Annotated in this window: 16 protein-coding genes; 9 read left to right on the top strand and 7 right to left on the bottom strand. The window is 73.4% G+C overall.

Annotation, left to right across the window (positions count from 1 at the left end; genetic code table 11):
• Positions 1–338 precede the first annotated feature (338 nt).
• Positions 339–740 (bottom strand): hypothetical protein, encoded by a 402-nt coding sequence (locus tag E6R18_RS19700; RefSeq protein WP_136318218.1) that lies wholly within the window; start codon positions 738–740, stop codon positions 339–341.
• 202 nt (positions 741–942) lie between these two features.
• Between E6R18_RS19700 and E6R18_RS19695 the strand changes: the two genes are divergently transcribed.
• From E6R18_RS19695 to fxsA, 4 genes are all read left to right on the top strand, one after another.
• A complete protein-coding gene (locus E6R18_RS19695; protein WP_136318217.1) occupies positions 943–1,383 on the top strand; it encodes an Lrp/AsnC family transcriptional regulator in 441 nt (146 codons plus the stop codon).
• Between the two features lie 72 nt (positions 1,384–1,455).
• Positions 1,456–3,096 (top strand): amidohydrolase, encoded by a 1,641-nt coding sequence (locus E6R18_RS19690; RefSeq protein WP_136318216.1) that lies wholly within the window; start codon positions 1,456–1,458, stop codon positions 3,094–3,096.
• A gap of 526 nt (positions 3,097–3,622) precedes the next feature.
• Positions 3,623–4,390 carry a polyprenol monophosphomannose synthase gene (locus E6R18_RS19685; RefSeq protein ID WP_136318215.1) on the top strand — a complete coding sequence of 256 codons (768 nt, stop codon included), beginning with the start codon at positions 3,623–3,625 and terminating at the stop codon, positions 4,388–4,390.
• 64 nt (positions 4,391–4,454) lie between these two features.
• Positions 4,455–5,042 (top strand): FxsA family membrane protein, encoded by a 588-nt coding sequence (gene fxsA, locus E6R18_RS19680; protein WP_136318214.1) that lies wholly within the window; start codon positions 4,455–4,457, stop codon positions 5,040–5,042.
• Between the two features lie 94 nt (positions 5,043–5,136).
• Here fxsA and E6R18_RS19675 read toward each other — a convergent pair whose 3' ends face one another.
• The 4 genes from E6R18_RS19675 to E6R18_RS19660 all read right to left on the bottom strand — a co-directional run bounded on the left by E6R18_RS19675 (position 5,137) and on the right by E6R18_RS19660 (position 8,646).
• Positions 5,137–5,511, bottom strand: coding sequence for an RNA polymerase-binding protein RbpA (locus tag E6R18_RS19675; protein WP_136206772.1), 375 nt, complete (start codon positions 5,509–5,511; stop codon positions 5,137–5,139).
• A 275-nt stretch (positions 5,512–5,786) separates the two neighbouring features.
• The gene (locus tag E6R18_RS19670) at positions 5,787–7,175 is read right to left on the bottom strand and encodes an MFS transporter (protein WP_136318213.1); all 1,389 of its coding nucleotides are present in this window, start codon (positions 7,173–7,175) and stop codon (positions 5,787–5,789) included.
• Positions 7,176–7,222: 47 nt separating this feature from the next.
• Positions 7,223–7,987, bottom strand: a complete 765-nt coding sequence (locus E6R18_RS19665; RefSeq protein ID WP_136318212.1) for a glycerophosphodiester phosphodiesterase — start codon at positions 7,985–7,987, stop codon at positions 7,223–7,225.
• The gene (locus E6R18_RS19660) at positions 7,984–8,646 is read right to left on the bottom strand and encodes a hypothetical protein (protein WP_136318211.1); all 663 of its coding nucleotides are present in this window, start codon (positions 8,644–8,646) and stop codon (positions 7,984–7,986) included. The genes E6R18_RS19665 and E6R18_RS19660 overlap by 4 nt, the downstream gene beginning before the upstream one ends.
• A gap of 102 nt (positions 8,647–8,748) precedes the next feature.
• On the opposite strand from E6R18_RS19660, the gene E6R18_RS19655 reads away from it, so the two are divergent.
• The gene (locus E6R18_RS19655; protein ID WP_136318210.1) at positions 8,749–10,245 is read left to right on the top strand and encodes a PLP-dependent aminotransferase family protein; all 1,497 of its coding nucleotides are present in this window, start codon (positions 8,749–8,751) and stop codon (positions 10,243–10,245) included.
• A 54-nt stretch (positions 10,246–10,299) separates the two neighbouring features.
• On the opposite strand, the gene E6R18_RS19650 is transcribed toward E6R18_RS19655, so the two are convergent.
• Complete coding sequence (locus tag E6R18_RS19650) at positions 10,300–11,943, bottom strand: hypothetical protein (RefSeq protein WP_136318209.1); 1,644 nt, start codon at positions 11,941–11,943, stop codon at positions 10,300–10,302.
• A 35-nt stretch (positions 11,944–11,978) separates the two neighbouring features.
• Positions 11,979–12,173, bottom strand: a complete 195-nt coding sequence (locus E6R18_RS19645) for a hypothetical protein (RefSeq protein WP_018103962.1) — start codon at positions 12,171–12,173, stop codon at positions 11,979–11,981.
• 244 nt (positions 12,174–12,417) lie between these two features.
• On the opposite strand from E6R18_RS19645, the gene E6R18_RS19640 reads away from it, so the two are divergent.
• The 4 genes from E6R18_RS19640 (at position 12,418) to E6R18_RS19625 (ending at position 19,902) form a co-directional block, all read left to right on the top strand.
• Positions 12,418–12,810 (top strand): ankyrin repeat domain-containing protein, encoded by a 393-nt coding sequence (locus tag E6R18_RS19640; protein WP_136318208.1) that lies wholly within the window; start codon positions 12,418–12,420, stop codon positions 12,808–12,810.
• Between the two features lie 219 nt (positions 12,811–13,029).
• The gene (locus tag E6R18_RS19635) at positions 13,030–14,451 is read left to right on the top strand and encodes a HEAT repeat domain-containing protein (protein WP_136318207.1); all 1,422 of its coding nucleotides are present in this window, start codon (positions 13,030–13,032) and stop codon (positions 14,449–14,451) included.
• A 147-nt stretch (positions 14,452–14,598) separates the two neighbouring features.
• On the top strand, positions 14,599–18,228 hold the full coding sequence (locus E6R18_RS19630; RefSeq protein WP_136318206.1) for a hydantoinase B/oxoprolinase family protein: 3,630 nt from the start codon (positions 14,599–14,601) through the stop codon (positions 18,226–18,228).
• Between the two features lie 147 nt (positions 18,229–18,375).
• Entirely contained in the window at positions 18,376–19,902 is a 1,527-nt protein-coding gene (locus E6R18_RS19625) for a hypothetical protein (RefSeq protein WP_136318205.1), read from the top strand.
• Positions 19,903–19,976 lie beyond the last annotated feature (74 nt).

The following is a 19,976-nucleotide window of genomic DNA, read 5'->3' as shown; positions in this document are numbered from 1 at the left end:
ATGACGGCCCGGCAGGGTCCGCCCGGTGCTCTCCCAGTGCCGCAGCAGCGCCCGGTAGATCGGCGGATCGGTCGAATGGGGCACCGGACGCGGCGCGGAACGGGGCGGTTCGGACTGCGACGCCGGTACGGAACCGGGCTGCGGAACCGATTCTTCGGGGGCAGGAGCGGCGAGCCGGCGGCGACCGGGGCCGGCCGTGGAGTGCGGCAGGGTCATACCGGGCCAACGCCGCAGGGCGCGGCCGGGTCACTGGCTGTTCGATTCGGGCGGATGTTCACCCGGTTCTCCGCGGTGGCCGGGCCGCTCGCGCACCCCGGCCGGACGGGCGGGCGGAGGGCTCAGGCGGCCTCGCGCCGCAGCTGCCCCGGCATCCTGATCGGGCGGGAGCCCGCGCCCCCGGCGTGCGAGAACGGCTGCATCCTCCAGTCGAGCCCCTGGGGGAGCGTCAGCAGCAGGGCCGTCTCCTGCTCCTGGGACCCGGCCGTCTCGTCCGCGGGCCGCGCCCCGGCCGCCGCACGCCCCGTACCGGCGCACACGGTGAGCACGAACGGGTTCCACGGGGACGGGCACAGCGCGTGCTCGGGCAGCACGTCCTCGTCGGCCAGCAGCGCGATGGGCTGCGCGCAGTCCGGGCACAGGACCCGGTACATCTCGAATGTGTCGTACGCGTCGGGAGCGGCGTCCTCGAACGGATCGTCGGGCTCCGGTTCGGTACGTCCGGTGAGCTTCAGGCTCTGCATGGGAAATCCCCCCTCGGGTGGGCCGACATGGCGCCGTGGCCTCGGCCACAGCAAGCACTTCCCGCCGCCGATCGGCCGTAACCATTTCGTGTCCGACTACCGGTCCGTAAATATGTGGCGTTGGTCACATGCCCGACGCAGGTGCCGTCCCAAGGGCTGGGCATCTGTGCCGGGAAGGACTCCTGGCCATAGATTGATCCATATGGAGGAGCTGGACCGTCACATCGTGGAGTTGCTCGTCAAGGACGGGCGGATGAGCTACACCGACCTGGGCAAGGCCACCGGCCTGTCCACCTCGGCGGTTCATCAGCGCGTCCGCAGGCTGGAGCAGCGCGGGGTGATCCGGGGCTACGCCGCGGTCGTCGACCCGGAGGCGGTCGGGTTGCCGCTGACCGCGTTCATCTCGGTCAAGCCCTTCGACCCGAGCGCCCCGGACGACATCGCCGAACGGCTCGCCGACGTCCCCGAGCTGGAGGCGTGCCACAGCGTCGCCGGCGACGAGAACTACATCCTGAAGGTCCGGGTCGCCACCCCGCTGGAGCTGGAGAACCTGCTCACCCGCATCCGCTCGCTCGCCGGGGTCTCCACCCGCACCACGGTCGTCCTCTCCACCCCCTACGAGGCGCGCCCGCCGCAGATCTGAGGGGATTCGTCGGACACCCCCTTCCGGGGGTCGCGCGCGGGTCGGGACCCGGCAGGCGGGAGACTGGTCCCCATGACCGAGAGCACCGCCCCCCAGAGCGAACACCGCACCGTGCTGCTGCGCGGTGGAGACGTCCACAGCCCCGCCGACCCCTTCGCCACCGCCATGGTGGTCGAACGGGGCCATGTCGCCTGGGTGGGCTCGGAGGGGGCGGCCGACGCCTTCGCGAGCGGCGTCGACGAAGTGATCGACCTCGAAGGGGCCCTGGTCACTCCCGCGTTCACCGACGCCCACGTCCACACCACCTCGACGGGTCTGGCCCTCACCGGCCTCGACCTCTCCGGCGCCCGCACCCTGGGTGACGCCCTCGCCCGGGTCCGCGCCCACATCGCCGCCCACCCCGCCGACCGGGTCGTCCTCGGACACGGCTGGGACGCTGCGCGCTGGCCCGAGCAGCGCCCGCCCTCGCGCGCCGAACTGGACGAGGCGGCGGGCGGCCGGCCCGTCTACCTGCCCCGGATCGACGTACACTCCGCGGCCGTCACCACCGCACTGCTCGACCTCGTCCCCGGCGTCCGGGCGATGGCCGGCTACCACCCCGAGGGACCGCTGACCGCGGCCGCCCACCACGCGGTGCGGGCCGCCGCCCACGACGCCGTATCGCCCGCCCAGCGCGCCGACGCCCAGCGGGCCGCGCTGCGCCACGCCGCGTCCCTCGGCATCGGCACGGTCCACGAGTGCGGCGGCCCGGACATCTCCGACGAGGACGACTTCACCGGGCTGCTGAAGCTGGCCGCCGGGCAGCCGGGGCCCCGGGTCTTCGGCTACTGGGCCGAGCAGGTGGGCGACGAGAAGGACGCCCTGCGCATCCGCGAGCTGGGCGCGGCCGGGGCGGCCGGCGACCTCTTCGTGGACGGGTCGTTCGGCTCGCACACCGCCTGCCTGCACGAGCCGTACGCCGACGCCCCGCACTCCGGCGCCGCCCACCTGGACGCCGGGCAGATCGCCGCCCACGTCGCCGCCTGCACCGAGGCCGGGCTTCAGGCGGGTTTCCACGCCATCGGGGACGCGGCGCTCTCGGCGGTCGTCGACGGCGTCAGGGCCGCGGCCGAGCGGGTGGGCCTCGGCCGGGTGCGGGCCGCCCGGCACCGCGTCGAACACGCGGAGATGCTGACCCCCGAGACCGTCGCCGCCTTCGCCGAACTGGGGCTGACCGCCTCGGTCCAGCCCGCCTTCGACGCCGCCTGGGGCGGTGAGGAGGGCATGTACGCCCGGCGCCTCGGCACTGGGCGGGCGGGCACCCTGAACCCGTACGCGGCCCTCCTGCGGGCCGGTGTGCCCCTCGCCTTCGGCTCGGACAGCCCGGTGACCCCGCTGGACCCCTGGGGGACCGTACGGGCCGCCGCCTTCCACCGGACGCCCGAGCACCGGATCTCGGTGCGGGCCGGGTTCACCGCGCACACCCGGGGCGGCTGGCGGGCCGTCGGGCGCGACGACGCGGGGACCCTGGTGCCCGGCGCCCCGGCCGACTACGCGGTCTGGCGCACCGACGACCTGGTGGTCCAGGCGCCGGACGACCGGGTCGCGCGCTGGTCGACGGACCCCAGGTCGGGGACGCCGGGGCTGCCGGACCTGACCCCCGGCGCCGACCTCCCGGTGTGCCTGCGCACGGTCGTGTTCGGACAAACTGTCTACGTAAGGCCGAACGAGTGACGTGCGGACATTTCGTACCGCCGATCGAAGGCGGCCCGGCTCTCCCGCTACCTGGGGATCTCCAGGACTGACCAGGCAAGTTCCGTAAACGATGCAGGTCAGGCAACTATTGACAGAATGCGGCCATCGGCCGGTAGGTTCGGCCGAGTCCACCACAGGACGTCCGACCGGTTAAACCTCCACGCAGTCGTCGAACGCCGCTGGGTCACGGGGTGGTGTGCCGCACCGGCGCACCACCACTGACAGCCAGGTTCAGCGCCCGCGCCTCGGGGCGAGGGAAGGATTCAGCCGGACGGAGGGTGCGACCCGGGTGGGGCCCGGACGTTCAGTAGACAACGGCTCTAGGTCGACCCGCAGCCAGCGGGTCCCAGGTCGGCCCGAAGGACACCGGGCCCCGATCCGCACTTCTGTCCCTACTTCCGCTCTTCTGTCCGCCACGACTCCCGCGCCACCCCGACCGGGACGGCATTCCGCGCCTCCGCGCTCGATATGGTGTGCACCTGCGTACGGACGTGAGGGGCAGTAAGTGAACGACGGCGGTCAGCGGCGATTCGGCCCGCTCGGCAGTGTCTTGGTGATCATTCCGACCTACAACGAGGCCGAGAACATCAAGCCGATCGTCAGCCGGGTGCGCGCGGCCGTCCCGGAGGCCGACATCCTGGTCGCCGACGACAACAGCCCCGACGGCACCGGCAAGCTCGCCGACGAGCTGGCCGCGGCCGACGACCAGGTCCACGTCCTGCACCGCAAGGGCAAGGAAGGGCTCGGCGCGGCCTACCTCGCCGGCTTCCGGTGGGGCATGGAGCACGACTACGGCGTCCTGGTCGAGATGGACGCCGACGGCTCCCACCAGCCCGAGGAGCTGCCCCGGCTGCTCACCGCGCTCAAGGGCGCCGACCTGGTCCTCGGCTCCCGCTGGGTGCCCGGCGGCCGGGTGGTCAACTGGCCCAAGTCCCGCGAGATCATCTCCCGCGGCGGCAGCACCTACTCCCGGCTGATGCTGGGGCTGCGGACGCGGGACGTCACCGGCGGCTACCGGGCCTTCCGCACCGAGACCCTCAAGGGCATCGGCCTGGACGAGGTCGCCTCGCAGGGCTACTGCTTCCAGGTCGACCTGGCCCGCCGCGCGGTCGAGGCCGGCTTCCACGTGGTCGAGGTGCCGATCACCTTCGTGGACCGCGAGGTCGGCGACTCCAAGATGAGCCGGGACATCCTCGTCGAGGCGCTCTGGCGCGTGACCGCCTGGGGCGTCACCGGCCGCACCAACCGGGCCCTCGGCCGCCGCACCCCCTGACGCCCGCCGCCCGCGTCCGCACCCCCTTACGGCGTACGGACGCCGGGCCAGGCACACTGGGGGCATGACGACCGGCACACCGCCCCCGACCGCCCGAAGGCGCTCGCGCGCCCGGACCTTCGTACCCCTCGCCGTCGCCGCCTGGGCGGTGCTGGAGATCTGGCTGCTCGTCGTCGTGGCGGACGTCGCGGGCGGGCTGACCGTCCTGATCCTGCTGGCCGCCGGGATCCTCCTCGGCGCCGCCGTGATCAAGCGGGCCGGCCGCCGCGCCTTCCGCAACCTCACCGAGACGCTTCAGCAGATGCCGGGGCAGCCGGGCGCGGACGGCTCCTCGCCCACCCCTTCGAGCAGCCGGGGCAACGGCTTCCTGATGCTCGGCGGACTGCTGGTCATGATTCCCGGCATGGTCTCGGACGTGGCCGGACTGCTGCTCCTGGTGCCACCGGTCCGCTCGGCGCTCAGCAGGTACGCGGAGCGCTCGCTCCAACGGCGCATGCGCACGCTGGCCCCCGACGGCTTCTCGGACGCCTTCCAGCAGGCCCGTATCCACCGCCCGGACGGCAAGGTCGTCCAGGGCGAGGTCATCCGCGACGAACCGTCGCCGCGGGACGCCCGCCCGGACGACGAGCCCCGCCCGCCGCTGACTCCGTGACGCCGATCCGGTAGCGGAACCCGTCCACGACAAGAGCCGCGGGCCGCGACACAACGTGTGTCGCGGCCCGCGGCTCTGTCTCGGTGCTACCGGGTCAGGCAGACTTCCTGCTGTCCCGGGGATGCACGGCGATGTTCATCGCTCCGGAGCGCAGGACCGCCAGCCTCTCGGCCAGCACCTCTTCCAGTTCCTCGCGCGTGCGCCGCTCCATGAGCATGTCCCAGTGCGTACGCGCAGGCTTGCCCTTCTTCTCCTCGGGGCCATCCCCGTCCACCAGGAGTGCCTGGGCGCCACACGCCTTGCACTCCCACTCCGGCGGAATTTCCGCCTCTACCGAGAACGGCATCTCGAATCGATGGCCGTTCGGGCATGCGTACTCCACCGCCTGGCGCGGGGCCAGATCGATGCCGCGGTCCGTCTCGTAGCTGGTAACCACGAGTCGCGTGCCGCGGAGAGCTCGCTCACTCATGAATCGTGCCTCCCGGGCTTGTCGCCCACAGGACAGGTGTCGCTGTCGTCGTCAATCGGTCAACGTCCGGTCGGCGGCAAAGATTCCCGTTGCCGGTCATACGTCGCCCGTCGTGCCGCTGAATTTTCAGGTTTCCCAGGGTTCAGGTACCCACCCGTACCCGGTTTGTCACGTTTGACGGAAGTTGTCACCCAACGGTGCGGAGACTTCCACTCGCGGTAACGGTCACCCGGGGCAGGCCAAAGGCGTACACTACCGGCCTTTTACTTCAACGTCTAAATCCGCTCGGGTACGGGATTTCCCGCCGCCGCCACCGCCTGCCTGAGCGGCACCCGCGCCAGCAGCACCGAACCGACGACGAAGAAGACCACCAACGAGGCGATCGCGTCCCGGTAGCTGCCGGTCAGCTGGTACGCGAGCCCGAACACCAGGGGCCCCAGCCAGCTCAGCCCGCGGTCGCTCATCTCGTACGCCGAGAAGTACTCGGCCTCCTTGCCGCGCGGCACCAGATGCGAGAACAGGGAGCGCGACAGCGCCTGACTGCCGCCGAGCACCAGGCCGATCGCCGCGGCCAGTACGTAGAAGAAGACGGGCGAGCCGGCGGGCAGGAAGTACCCCGCCACCAGGATCAGCGTCCAGACGACCAGCGAGCCGAGGATCGTGCGCTTCGCGCCGTACACCCGGGCCGTCCGCCCCATCGCCAGCGCCCCGGCGACCGCCAGCACCTGCACCAGCAGCACGGCGGTGATCAGCGTGGTCTGGCCGAGGCCCAGTTCCTCGGAGCCGTAGACCGACGCCTGCGAGATCACCGTCTGCACGCCGTCGTTGTAGACGAGGTAGGCGAGGAGGAAGGAGAGGGTCAGCGGATGGCGCCGCATGTCCGACAGGGTCGCCCGCAGCTGCCGCCAGCCGGAGCCCGCCGCCTTCCGGCCGCCCGGCGCCACCGCCACCCCGCGGTCGCGCAGCCGGAGCAGCGGCACGACGGTGAAGACGCCCCACCACACACCCGCCGAGGCCAGGCAGATCCGCACGGCCTCGGACTCGGAGAGGCCGAAGGAGTCGTGGCCGGAGTACAGGATCAGGTTGAGGACGAGGACCAGCGCCCCGGCGGTGTAGCCGAACGCCCAGCCCCGGGAGGAGACCGCGTCGCGCTCGTCGGGCTCCGCGATCTGCGGCAGAAAGGCGTTGTACAGCATCATCGCGATCGCCGTCGCCGCGTTCGCCACGATGAGCAGGAAGGCGCCGAGCAGATAGCGGTGGCCGTCCAGGAAGAACATCGCGGTCGTGGCGGCCGCCCCGGTGTAGGCCGCCGCCGCGAGCAGCGGCTTCTTGCGGCCCGTCCGGTCGGCCGCCGCGCCCACGATCGGCATCAGGACGACGGCGAGGACCAGCGAGGCGGAGACCGAGTACGCGAACAGCGACCCGGCGCGCACCGGGACGCCGAGCGGATGGACGAAGCCGTCGGCGTCGGACGCCGCCTTGGCGACCGACGTCAGATAGGGGCCGAGGAAGACCGTGATGACGCTGGTCGAGTAGACCGAGCAGGCGAAGTCGTAGAAGTACCAGCCGCGCTGCTCCCGGCGCCGCTCGGCCGGGCCGTCGGGTCCGCCGGGGCCCGACGTGCCGCCGGCCCCTTCGGCGGTGTCTGCGGTCTCGGCGGTCATGGCGCCCCCTCGAAATCTCCCCGTGGAGACGTCACCCGGCCGGCGGGTCAGGCCCAGGCCCCCCGCTCGTTCAGCACCGTGCGCAGCGTCTCGATGTGATCGGTCATGATGCCATCCACACCGAGGTCCAGGAGTGCGGCCATCCGCTCCGGTTCGTTCACCGTCCACACGTGCACCTGGAGCCCGCGCGCATGCGCCTCGCGCACGAAGCGCCGGTCGACCACGCGGATGCCGCCCTGGCTCTCCGGGACCTGCGCGCACACCGCCCCCGCCCGCAGGGCCGCCGGGATGCCGTACGAGCGCAGCCGCAGCCCGATGACGCCGCGCACACCGTACGAGGTGGCGAGGCGCGGGCCGCCCAGGCGGTGCGCCCTGGCGGCCCGCGCCTCGGAGAACGAGCCCACGCACACCCGGTCGAAGGAGTCCGTCGCGCGGATCAGCTCCACGAGCGGCCCCAGTGCGGCCTCCGCCTTGATGTCCACGTTCCACCGGGCCTCGGGGAACGCCTCCAGCAGCTCCTCGAACAGCGGCAGCGGCTCGCGCCCGGCGACCCGGGCCCTGCGTATCTCGCTCCACGGCAGCTCCGCCAGCCTGCCCCCGGCGTCCGTCAGCCGGTCCAGCGTGGCGTCGTGGAACGCCACCAGGCGGCCGTCCGCCGAGGCGTGCACATCGGTCTCGAAGTAGCGGTACCCGGCGTCGGCGGCCCGGCGGAAGGCGGCCGCCGTGTTCTCGATCCCGTCCGCCGCGCCGCCCCGGTGGGCGAAGGCGAGCGGGGCGGGATGTTCCAGATAGGGGTGGCGTTCGGAAGTCACCGCCGCAGTATGGACCGCCGGGCCGCCGGGGCGTCGGCCGAGGTGCCCCCGCCGTCCGGTATCGCGAAGACGCGCAGAAAGACCTGGGCGAGCGGGCCGATGGCCAGGGCGTACAGGACCGTGCCCACGCCGAGGGAGCCGCCGAGCAGGAACCCGGTGACCACGACCGCGACCTCGATCGCCGTGCGGACCAGCCGGATCGACCTGCCGGTCCGCCGGTGCAGCCCGGTCATCAGCCCGTCCCGGGGGCCGGGGCCGAACCGGGCGGTGATGTAGAGGCCCGTCGCCACACCGTTGAGGACGATCCCGGCCACCATCACACCGGAGCGGGCCACCAGCCCGTGCACCTCGGGGACGAGCGCGAGCGTGCCGTCCATCGCGAGCCCCACGACGAAGACATTCGAGACCGTGCCCAGACCCGGCCGCTGCCGCAGCGGAATCCACAGCAGCAGCACGATCGCGCCGATGATGATCGAGACCACGCCGATGCTGATCCCGGTGCGCTCGGCGAGCCCCTGGTGCAGCACGCCCCACGGCTCCAGGCCGAGGCCGGCGACGACCAGCAGCGCCGAGCTCGCCCCGTACAGCGCGAGCCCCGCGTACAGCTGGACCAGCCGACGGGTGAGGTGCGCCCCCTGCGGGACGGGGGTGGTGGACAAGGGGTGCCCCCTGGTGTCGTGGTGTTGGACTGCTCCGTGTCACTCTGTGGCAGGGGATCGGCCGCCAACCATGGCCAATCCGAGGAAGGTGGACTGATTATCGTGGCGCAGTGGACTTCGGCGGTCGGGGCGGCCCAGTTGGCCCGCCAGCTCCATGCCCAGCAGCCCCGGCCGGCCGGCCCCGGCAGCCGCCGGCCGCCGGCCTACCGGGCACTCGCCGACGGCATCCGGCTGCTCGTCCTGGAGGGCCGGGTCGCCGTGGCCGCCCGGCTCCCGGCCGAACGGGAGCTGGCCGTCGCGCTCTCCGTCAGCCGCACCACGGTCGCCGCCGCCTACGAGGCGCTGCGGGCCGAAGGCTTCCTGGAGTCCCGGCGCGGGGCCGGCAGCTGGACGGCGGTCCCGGCGGGCAACCCGCTCCCGGCCCGCGGCCTGGAACCCCTGCCGCCCGAGGCGCTGGGCTCCATGATCGACCTGGGCTGCGCCTCGCTGCCCGCCCCCGAGCCCTGGCTGACCCGGGCCGTCCAGGGCGCGCTGGAGGAGCTGCCCCCGTACGCGCACACGCACGGCGACTACCCGGCCGGGCTGCCCGCCCTGCGGCAGATGATCGCCGACCGGTACACCGCCGACGGCATCCCCACCATGCCCGAGCAGATCATGGTCACCACCGGTGCGATGGGCGCGATCGACGCCATCTGCCACCTGTTCGCCGGCCGCGGCGAGCGGATCGCGGTGGAGTCCCCGAGCTACGCCAACATCCTCCAGTTGATGCGCGAGGCCGGTGCCCGGCTCGTGCCGGTCGCCATGGAGGAGGGGCTCGGAGGCTGGGACCTGAACCGGTGGCGCCAGGTCCTGCGGGACGCGGCGCCCCGGCTCGCGTACGTCGTCGCGGACTTCCACAACCCCACCGGGGCGCTGGCCGGTGAGGACCGGCGCCGGGCGCTGGTGGACGCCGCCCGCTCGGCCGGCACGGTCCTGGTCGTCGACGAGACGATGAGGGAGCTGCACCTCGACGACGTGCGGATGCCGCGCCCGGTCTGCGCGTTCGACCCGGCCGGCAGCACCGTCCTCACCGTGGGTTCGGCCAGCAAGGCGTTCTGGGCCGGCATGCGGATCGGCTGGGTACGGGCCGCGCCCGACGTGATCCGCAGCCTGGTCGCCGCCCGCGCCTACGCCGACATGGGCACCCCGGTCCTCGAACAGCTGGCGGTCAACTGGCTGATGCGCACCGGCGGCTGGGAGGAGGCCGTGCAGCTGCGCCGGGACCAGGCCCGGGACAACCGCGACGCGCTCGTCGCGGCCGTGCGCCGCGAGCTGCCGGGGTGGGAGTTCTCCGTGCCGAGCGGCGGGCTCACGCTCTGGGTACGCACCGGCGGCCTGTCCGGCTCGCGGCTCGCGGTGGCCGGCGAAGGGGTCGGGGTGCGGGTGCCGTCCGGGCCCAGGTTCGGGGTCGACGGGGCTTTCGAGGGGTACGTACGGCTGCCGTTCACAGTCGGCGGGCCGGTGGCGGAGGAGGCGGCCCAGCGGCTCGCCGCAGCCGCCCGGCTGGTCGGCGCGGGCGCCGGCGCCGGCGCCGACGCGCCCCGCACCTTCGTGGCCTGAACGGTGCAGGAGGGCCCGCTCCACCGCCGGGCCCTCCTGCACCGATCCCACGCCTCAGTCGCTGACGGCCACGGCCTCCACCCCGGCGGACGCGGTCACGGCCTCCATCCCGGCCGACGAGGCGACGCTTTCCATCCCGGCCGATGAGGCCACATCCTCCACCATGACCGGCTCCGGCGCGCCCGCCTCGACCGCCTGGCGCCGCTCCGGCAGCAGGCCGAGCACCGCCGTGCGCTGCGCCTCGCTGGTGGCGTCGTCGTACGGGTCGGGCGTGGCCGGTACCTGGATGCGCAGGACCGGGCCGGTGCCGAACCGGGCGTAGCCGCGGCCGGGCGGGGCGTCCGGGGGCGGGGTGGTGTGCGGCCCCGTGCCGAGCACGGACTCGATCTGCTCGGCGGAGCAGCGGCCGAGCACCACCCGGGCCCGGGTGTGGGTGCGGATGGTCTCGCCGAGGCCGTCCAGGCTGTCGAACACCTCCGCGAGCACCACGACGACGTTGGCGGCCCTGCCGTGCCGCAGTGGCACCTGGAGCAGTTCCTGCGGGCCAGGCCCGTTGTCGCCGGCCGGGCGGCGGAGCGCGCTCGGGCGGTCCAGCAGGATCCAGAGCGGGCGCGTGACGTCCTCGGGGACGGGGTCGCCGGCCTGCCGGGCCCGGTTCGCCTCGACCAGCCGGCGCTCCGTCTCGTCGGCCGCCCACTCCAGGGTGGACAGCGCGCCGGCCGGGCCGCACTCCACGGCCAGGACGCCTTCGCGCCCGGTGAAGCAGGCGTACTCGCCGGTGCCGCTCCCCTCGATGACCAGGATGTCGCCCTGCTGGAGCGCCTGGAGGGCGATGGACCGCAGCAGCGAGGTGGTGCCGCTGCCGGGCTGTCCCGCGACGAGCAGGTGGGGCTCGGTGGAGCGGGCGCCGGTGCGCCAGACGACGCCGGGGGCGTCGCGGGTGCCGGTGCCTTCGTTCACGGGGACCGTGCGCTGCACCGCGTCCTCGTCCGTGAAGCCGAGGACGGTCTCGCCGGGGGCGGTGACGAAGCGCTGGGCGGTGAGGGAGGTGGGCAGGGAGTCGAGCACGCTCATCACGAGCCGGTTGCCCTCCTCGTCCCAGCTGAAGTGGTACTCCCGGCCGCGGCCCGACTTGGCGTGGAGCAGCTGTTCGATCCGGGCCCGGGACTCGGGCTCGGAGTCGGTGAAGTACGCGGGGTAGGTGACGTGGAGCCGCGAGACGCGGCCGTCGCCGTCGAACTCGTAATCACTGAAGACCTTGTCCCACTCGCCGCCGTGGGTGAACAGCGGGCTGGGGTCCTCGGCCGCGGAGAAGTAGGGGACGAGCGCCTCGTACAGGGCCCGTAGCCGGGCGGTCTCCGCCTCGTCGGGGCCGGTTTTGACGGGGGTGCGCACCCGTCCCTTCCACGCGGCGGCGCCCATCACCGCGACGAGGGCCAGCAGCGGCCCGTACGGGATGAGCGCGACCACGAGTACGCAGGCCGCGACGAGGAACAGCGTGGGACCACGCCGGTCCTTGGGCGTCGCGGCCCACTTGTGCCGTCCTGCGCCGGCCAGCAGCCGCAGACCGCGCGTGAGCGTGATCAGCGGATGGAGCACGTCGGTGGCGCTGTCGGCGGCCGTGCGCGCGATCTCGCGACTGCGAGTGATCGAAGCGCTGCCGCTGCTCAGAATGCGGGGGAGTGGTCGCCGGGCCACGTCTGTCTCCTGGAGGTCGGTGCGGGGGCGGAGGGTCAGAACTTGATCCCGCCCAGAAGGCCGGCCAGGCTCGCTCCGCCCGCGGTGATGCTCGGTGCGATGGCGGTGCCGGCCAGGTAGAAGCCGAACAGGGCGGTGACGAGGGCGTGCGACGCCTTGAGGCCGTCCTTCCTGAAGAACAGGAAGACGATGATGCCGAGGATGACGACGCCTGACATGGAAAGGATCATGAGTGGTTCTCCTGGTCGGGGGGACAGTCACCATGAGTCCTTCCAGGCTCACCCCAAGTATCCATAGGGCAAAAGGCGCAATCGGGTGAAAAGGCGGATTATCCACTCGATCGGCGGACGGGATGCCCGGGCCGGTCGTCCGCCCGTCCGGGCAGTACCCTGTCGGTTCACTCGTACGGCCCCCGCCGTGCATGTCCCGGCAGGCCGGCAGCGGCGCGAATGGTTGAGGAAGGCGGTCCACCCGATGAGCGAAACCCCCGATCCCGAGGTGGTGGAGCTGGCGTCCAAGGTCTTCGACCTGGCACGCGGCGGCGACACCGACGCGCTGGCGGCCTATGTGGACGCCGGGGTGCCCGCCAACCTCACCAACGACCGGGGCGACTCCCTGCTGATGCTCGCCGCCTACCACGGGCACGCCGAGGCCGTCACGGCCCTCGCCACCCGCGGCGCCGACCCGGACCGGGCGAACGACCGGGGCCAGACCCCGCTCGCCGGAGCGGTCTTCAAGGGCGAGGACGCGGTGGTCCGGGCCCTGCTCGACGCCGGGGCCGATCCGGCCACCGGAACACCCTCCGCGCTCGACATCGCACGGATGTTCGGCAAGGACGACCTGCTGGAACTCTTCGGCGCCCGCTGAACGGGTTCGCCGTAAATGTGGTCGCGGTGGCGAAATGGCTGGGTCATCATGACGTCGCGGGTCCGATTCGGGCCACCCGACGAGAGGCAGAGGAAGATGCTCTACACCAGGCAGAAGACGGCGGTCGGCCGATCATGTTGCTGCGCGGCCTAGTGCCTGCCCGGCACGTGGAACTGCACAGTCCCGGTTGCGTCGACAGCTTGATGTGAGGCTTTCCCCATGTTTGATCCGTTCATAGCGCCGAGCGGCACCCTGCTCGGCCTGCTGCAGAGAGGCCGCGGCGACGGCACGCTCCACGCGCTCGCCGCACCGCGCTCCGAGGCCCTGGCGGCTCTCAACCACTGCGTCCTCAGCGACCCCCGCCACGACTGGCAGGTGGAGAACCGCTCCCTGTACTACGCCCGCCTCTACCTCGACCTCGACGGCGGCATCGAGGAGATCGAGCGGCACCTGTCCGACCCCGAGGACCACCTCGACACGGACGACTCGCGCACCGGCCTGGCCCTGGCCGTCCTCGGCCACCTCGCCTCCTACGGACGCGACGACGCCCTCGTCCTCCTGCGGCGCTACGCCGCGACCGGCTCCAACTGGGCCTGGGCCCTGGACGAGCTGGCCCTGCGCGACGACGACGCCGGGCTGCGCTCCCTCGCCGAGCCCGTGCTCGCCCGGTTCCCCGACGACGCCGAGGGGCGCGCCGACCTGGCCGCCACCGTGCGCGACGCCTATGAGCCCCGCCCCTGGCGCCTGTGGGCCGACGACCCGCGCGAAGCGGTCGGCGCCCGGGTCCGGGCTGCCTCGGAACAGGGCTCCTTCGACCGCTGGCAGCGCCAGATGCGCCCCGGGGGCCCCCGGCCCGGCTGGAGCGTCCAGGCCGTCTTCGACTGGGCCCAGCAGGGGCTGGACCGGGGCAGCGTCCTCCATGTGCCGGCCGCCCGCTGCCTCGCCGCCGTCGCGGGCCCCGAGGACCGGCCCGTGATCGTGGAGGCCGCCCGCAGCGGCCCGGAAGCCGCCCGCTGCGCCTCGCTCCACTATCTCGCCGCCGAGGTCCGCGACCCCGTCGTGCTCGACCTGATCGAGGCGGCCGCCACCGAACCCCGGGGCCCAGTGGCCGACGCCGCCGTCGCCGCCTTCGAGCGGATGTGCGGCGAGGCGGCCGTGGACCGCGCCCGCCGCTGGGCCCGCCGCCCCGACGCACTCGGCGCCTCGGCGGCCGGTGTGCTGGCCGGACGTGGCGGACCGCAGGACGCCCCCTCGGTGCTCGGCGCCCTGCGCGACGCCGTACGCGGCGACGGACCGGACGCGCCCCGGCTGTGGGCCCTGGTCGACGGCGCCGGCCGCCTCGGCATCGCCTGCGCCGCCCCCGTCCTGCGCCACGTCTACCGCGAGACGTCCTCCTCCCAGCTGCGCGGCAGGACCGCCCGGGCGCTGGCCGTCACCGACCCGTCCTTCGCCACCGGATTCGCCGTCGAGTGCCTGTGGGACTGCGAGGAGACGACCCGCGAGGTCGCCGCGCTCCATGCCGAGACCGGTGACCTGAGGGTGGCCGAGCGGTTGCGCAGGCTGGCCGCCGACCCCGCCGAGGAGGCCGAGGTCCAGTCGGCGGTACGCAGCAGGATCGGCCCGGACGCCCCGGCGGTCTGACCCGCCGGGCGCAGTCCCGTACGACGGCCGCGCAAGGCCCGCAGAGTGCGGCGCGTCGGGGGCGCGCCGCTCCGGCCCGTCCGCCCGCGCCGGAACCGGCGCCGCGCCCTGTTCCGTGATCACCCGGCGGCGGGCCAGTATGGGGGCATGACCGGGCGCTGGGAGTTCTGGATCGACCGTGGCGGCACCTTCACCGATGTGGTGGGCCGCCGCCCCGACGGGCAACTCGTCACCCGCAAGCTCCTCTCGCACGACCCGGACCGCTACCGGGACGCCGCCGTGGCCGGAATCCGGCTCATGCTGGGGCTCGGACCGGACGAACCGGTCCCCGCAGACCGGGTCGCCGCCGTGAAGATGGGCACCACCGTCGCCACCAACGCCCTGCTGGAGCGGCGCGGCGAACCGACCGTCCTGGTCGTCACCGAAGGCTTCCGGGACGCCCTGCGCATCGCGTACCAGAACCGCCCCCGCCTCTTCGACCGCCGCATCCTGCTCCCGGAAGCCGTGTACGACCGGGTGATCGAGGTCCCCGAGCGCGTCGACGCCCACGGCCGGACCGTCACCCCGCTGGACCGTGAGGCCGTGGCCGCGCGGCTGCGCGAGGCCCGCGCCGACGGGCTGAGCAGCGCGGCCGTCGTCCTGATGCACGGCTACCGCCACCCGGCCCACGAGCAGGCCGTCGCCGCCGAGGCCAGGGCCGCCGGATTCACCCAGATCAGCTGCTCCCACGAGGTCAGCCCGCTGATCAAGCTCGTCCCGCGCGGCGACACCACCGTCGTGGACGCCTATCTCTCACCGATCCTGCGCCGGTACGTCGACTCGGTCGCCGCCGAACTGCCCGGCATCCGGCTCATGTTCATGCAGTCCAACGGCGGCCTGCGCGAGGCCGCGCACTTCCGGGGCAAGGACTCGGTGCTCTCCGGGCCCGCCGGCGGGGTCGTCGGCATGGTCCGCACCTCGGCGCAGGCCGGCCACGACCGGGTCATCGGCTTCGACATGGGCGGCACCTCCACCGACGTCTCGCACTACGCGGGCGAGTTCGAACGCGAGCTGGGCACCGAGGTCGCGGGCGCGCGGATGCGCGTCCCCATGATGAACATCCACACCGTCGCGGCCGGCGGCGGCTCGGTCCTGCACTTCGACGGCCGGCGCTACCGGGTCGGCCCCGACTCCGCCGGGGCGGTCCCGGGTCCCGCCTGCTACCGCAGGGGCGGGCCGCTGACCGTCACCGACGCCCAGGTCATGCTGGGCCGCATCCGGCCCGCGCACTTCCCCGCCGTCTTCGGGCCGGACGGCGACCAGCCCCTGGACGCGGACATCGTGCGCGCACGCTTCGAGGCGCTCGCCGATGAGGTCGCCCGGGCCACCGGCACCAAGCGCACCGCGGCCGAGACCGCCGCCGGGTTCCTGGAGATCGCCGTCCTCGCCATGGCGGGCGCGGTCAAGAAGATCTCCGTGCAGCGCGGGCACGACATCACCCGCTACGCCCTGACCGGCTTCGGCGGGGCCGGCGGGCAGCACGTCTGCGCCGTCGCCGACGCGCTCGGCATCGATACGGTCCTCGTACCGCCGCTGGCCGGTGTGCTGTCCGCGTACGGCATCGGACTCGCCGACGCCACCGCCATGCGCGAGCAGTCCTTCGAAGCCGTCCTGGACGACGGGGCCCTGACCCGGGTACGGGAGCTGGGCGACGAGCTCGCCGCCCGTACCAGGGCCGACCTGCGCGCCGACGGCGTCCCCGACCACGCCATCAGCACCCGGACCCGGGTCCTGCTGCGGTACGAGGGCACCGACGCGAGCCTGCCCGTCGCCCTGGACACGGTGGCCGCCATGACCGAGGCGTTCACCCGCGAGCACCGCGCCCGCTACGGCTTCACGGCGGACCGGCAGCTGGTCGTGGAGACGGTCTCCGCCGAGGCCACCGGGACGGCCGGCGCGCACGCCGAGATCCGGCCGGCCGAGCGGGACGAGGGCGCCCCCACCACACCCCGCCCCCACGACACCGCGCGGATGTTCGCGGACGGCCGGTGGCAGGAGACCCCGCTCCACCGCAGGACCGACCTCAGGGCCACCGACACCGTCACCGGCCCCGCCGTCATCGCGGAGGCCGACGCCACCACCGTCGTGGACCCGGGCTGGCAGGCCGAACTCGCCGCCACCGGCCACCTCGTCCTCACCCGCGCCCGCCCGCGCCCCGCCCGGCAGGCCGTCGGCACCCGCGTCGACCCGGTGATACTGGAGGTCTTCAACAACCTCTTCATGTCCATCGCCGAGCAGATGGGCGTGACCCTGGAGAACACGGCCCGCTCCGTCAACATCAAGGAACGGCTCGACTTCTCCTGCGCGCTGTTCGACGCGCACGGCAACCTGATCGCCAACGCCCCGCACATCCCGGTCCACCTCGGGTCCATGGGCGAGTCCATCAAGGAAGTGCTGCACCGCAACGCCGGAACCATGCGCCCCGGCGACGTGTACGCCATCAACGACCCGTACCACGGCGGCACCCACCTGCCCGATGTGACCGTGGTGACGCCGGTGTTCGACGAGAGCGGCGGCACCCCGGTCCTGAAGTTCCTGGTGGCCTCGCGCGGCCACCACGCCGAGATCGGCGGCATCACCCCCGGCTCCATGCCCGCCTTCAGCCGCACCGTCGAGGAGGAGGGCGTCCTCTTCGACAACTGGCTCCTGGTGCGCGACGGCACCTTCCGCGAGGACGCCACCAGGGATCTCCTCACCACCGCCGCCCACCCCTCCCGCGACCCCGGCACCAACCTCGCCGACCTGCGCGCCCAGATCGCCGCCAACGAGAAGGGCATCGCCGAACTGCGCGCCATGGTCGAGCAGTTCGGGCCCGAGGCGGTGGACGCCTACATGGGCCATGTGCAGGACAACGCCGAGGAGTCGGTGCGCCGCATCATCGCCGGGCTGCACGACGGCGGCTACCGGTACGAGACGGACAACGGCGCCGTGATCGAGGTGACGCTCACGGTCGACCGGGAGGCCCGCGGCGCGGTCATCGACTTCACCGGCACCTCCCCGCAGCAGCCGGGCAACTTCAACGCCCCCAAGTCGGTCGTCATGGCCGCCGTCCTCTACGTCTTCCGCACCCTGGTCGCCGACGACATCCCGCTCAACAGCGGCTGCCTCACCCCGCTGGAGATCAGGGTCCCCGAGGGCTCCATGCTGGCGCCCGCACCGCCCGCCGCCACGGTCGCCGGCAACGTCGAGACCTCGCAGGCCGTCACCGGTGCGCTCTACGCCGCACTCGGCGTCCAGGCCGAGGGCTCCGGCACCATGAACAACCTCACCTTCGGCAACGACCGGGTGCAGTACTACGAGACGGTGGCCAGCGGATCGGGCGCCGGCGAGGACTTCGACGGAACCGACGCCGTACAGACCCACATGACCAACTCCCGCCTCACCGACCCCGAGATCCTGGAGTGGCGCTACCCGGTCCTGCTGGAGAGCTTCGGGGTGCGCGAGGGCAGCGGGGGAGCGGGCCGCCACCGCGGCGGATGCGGGGTGGAACGCCGCATCCGCTTCCTCGAACCGGTCACGGTGGCCCTGCTCACCGGCCACCGCCGCGTACCCCCGTACGGCATGGCGGGCGGCGCACCCGGAGCGCTCGGCAGCCAGCACATCGAGCACCCCGACGGCAGCCGCACCCCGCTGAAGGGCTGCGACAGCGCGGACATCGGCGCCGGGGACGTGCTCGTCCTGCGCACTCCCGGCGGCGGCGGATACGGGGAGCCGGAGGACGGGACCGGGAGCGGCTGAGCGGCGGACGCGCGGGCGGTACGCGCACGCGGCGGGGCGTGACCGACTCCGGGGCAGGCGGGCGGCGGGGCGTGACCGACTCCGGGGCAGGCGGGCCCTTCTGCGCCATTTCGACCGTTGTCAGTCCGAGGACCTAATCTGTGCAGCGTGACTTCGCCTGCCTACACGGACAACGCTGCGCCCCAGCTCAGCGCGGGGCCGAGGCCCGCACCGGGCCCGGCCGCCGACGAGGGGCTCTCGCGGCGGCTGCGCGCGCTCGCCTGCACGGCGCCGCTGCACGACCTGGACGTGCGCAAGGCGAACCTCGCCGGTGAGTACGGCGGCTACGCCATGGCCGAGGTCGCCCTCGCGGCGATCGACCACGTCACGCTCAACATGGACTTCGACACCGGTGCCGACCACGACCAGATAGTGACCAGACTCCTCCCGCGCGTCGCCGCCCAGGCCCCCGCCCGCCCGGCCGCCGAGCACGAACGGGTCGCCCGCTGGGTGCTGGAGAACCTGATCAACGTCGGCAGCGTGGACCGCGGATTCCGCGCCGTCTACGGCACGTTCGGCCCCGACGGCGCCTACGTCCGCCGCGACTACGACTTCAAGCTCATCGAGGAGGTCCCCGGGCACGGCGGCAGCGTCTACCTCAGGGCCACCGACGAAGCGGTCAACGTCCTGGTCGGCGCCCTCGACACGGACGTCACCAGCGCCCAGATCGCCGCCGAGGTGAAGCTGGAGGTGCTGATCAGCCGGGGCAGGCTGGCCGACGCCCAGCTCGCCGCCGAGCAGGCCCGCTACCGGACCGTGCAGTACGCGGAGACGCTCCGCAAGACGCTCGACGCCACCCGGCGCAACGTCCGCGCGGTCGACTGGCTCAACGCCGTGCCCGACATGATCGCCGAAGCGCTCGACCACGTCGCCGACCGCTACCGCCACGAGAACGCGATCCTCACCAACATCCGCAAGGCCCGCGACGAGGCCGAGGACCCCGAGCACAAGCGCCGCGCCGCCGAGCTGGTCGACATCGTCAAGGACTGCATCCGCCGCCACACCCAGCTCCAGTCCCGGCTGCTGGAGGCCGGCCCCCTCTTCCGCGCCGAACAGGACCGGCAGGCATTCGCCGCGCCCGCCGCCCGCACCGGCCTCGACCTGTACGGGCAGCTCCTGGCCCCGCTCCTGCCGCTCCCCGTCGAGCAGGCGACCCGCGCCACCGACGCCTTCTTCGCCCACGGCACGGGCCTGCGCACCCCCGTCTCCGTCCGGGTGGGCGACCTGGTCGACCTGCTCCTGAGCCCGCCGCCGGCCCGCGAACACCTCGGCGCCGAAATGCCCGAGCCGGACCTGATCGCCACCCCGGACGACAGCCGGTTCAGCGAGGAACAGCTGGCCGCCGCGATGGAACTGCTCGACCTGGAGCACGACGCGCCGCGCCGCCTGTCCGGGCTCCTGGCCGACGCCCGGCGGCGCGATGCGGACCTGCCCTACCTGGTCGCCCTGCTCGCGGTGCACGCCGCGAGCCCCCCGGTCGGCACCGCCTACCGCCAGGGCGAGCGCCGCCTGCTGTTCTCCGTGGACGACGGCACCCCGCTGGACGACGACGAGTTCGGCGGCGCCGACCTCATCGTGGGCACCGCCCTGCTCGACGCGGCCGGCATGGCGGCGGACCGCTCGGAGGCCCCATGACCTCCCGCCCACCCCTCCCCGGGGCCACCCCCAGGACCCTTGGCAGAACTTTTCGCATGACCTTCCGCAACAAG

The organism is Streptomyces sp. A1277, from assembly GCF_004795015.1.
In the GTDB taxonomy this organism is placed as follows: Bacteria; Actinomycetota; Actinomycetes; order Streptomycetales; family Streptomycetaceae; genus Streptomyces.
The sequence above is the reverse complement of the archived record's forward strand: the minus strand, read 5'-3'. Positions and strand labels throughout refer to the sequence as shown.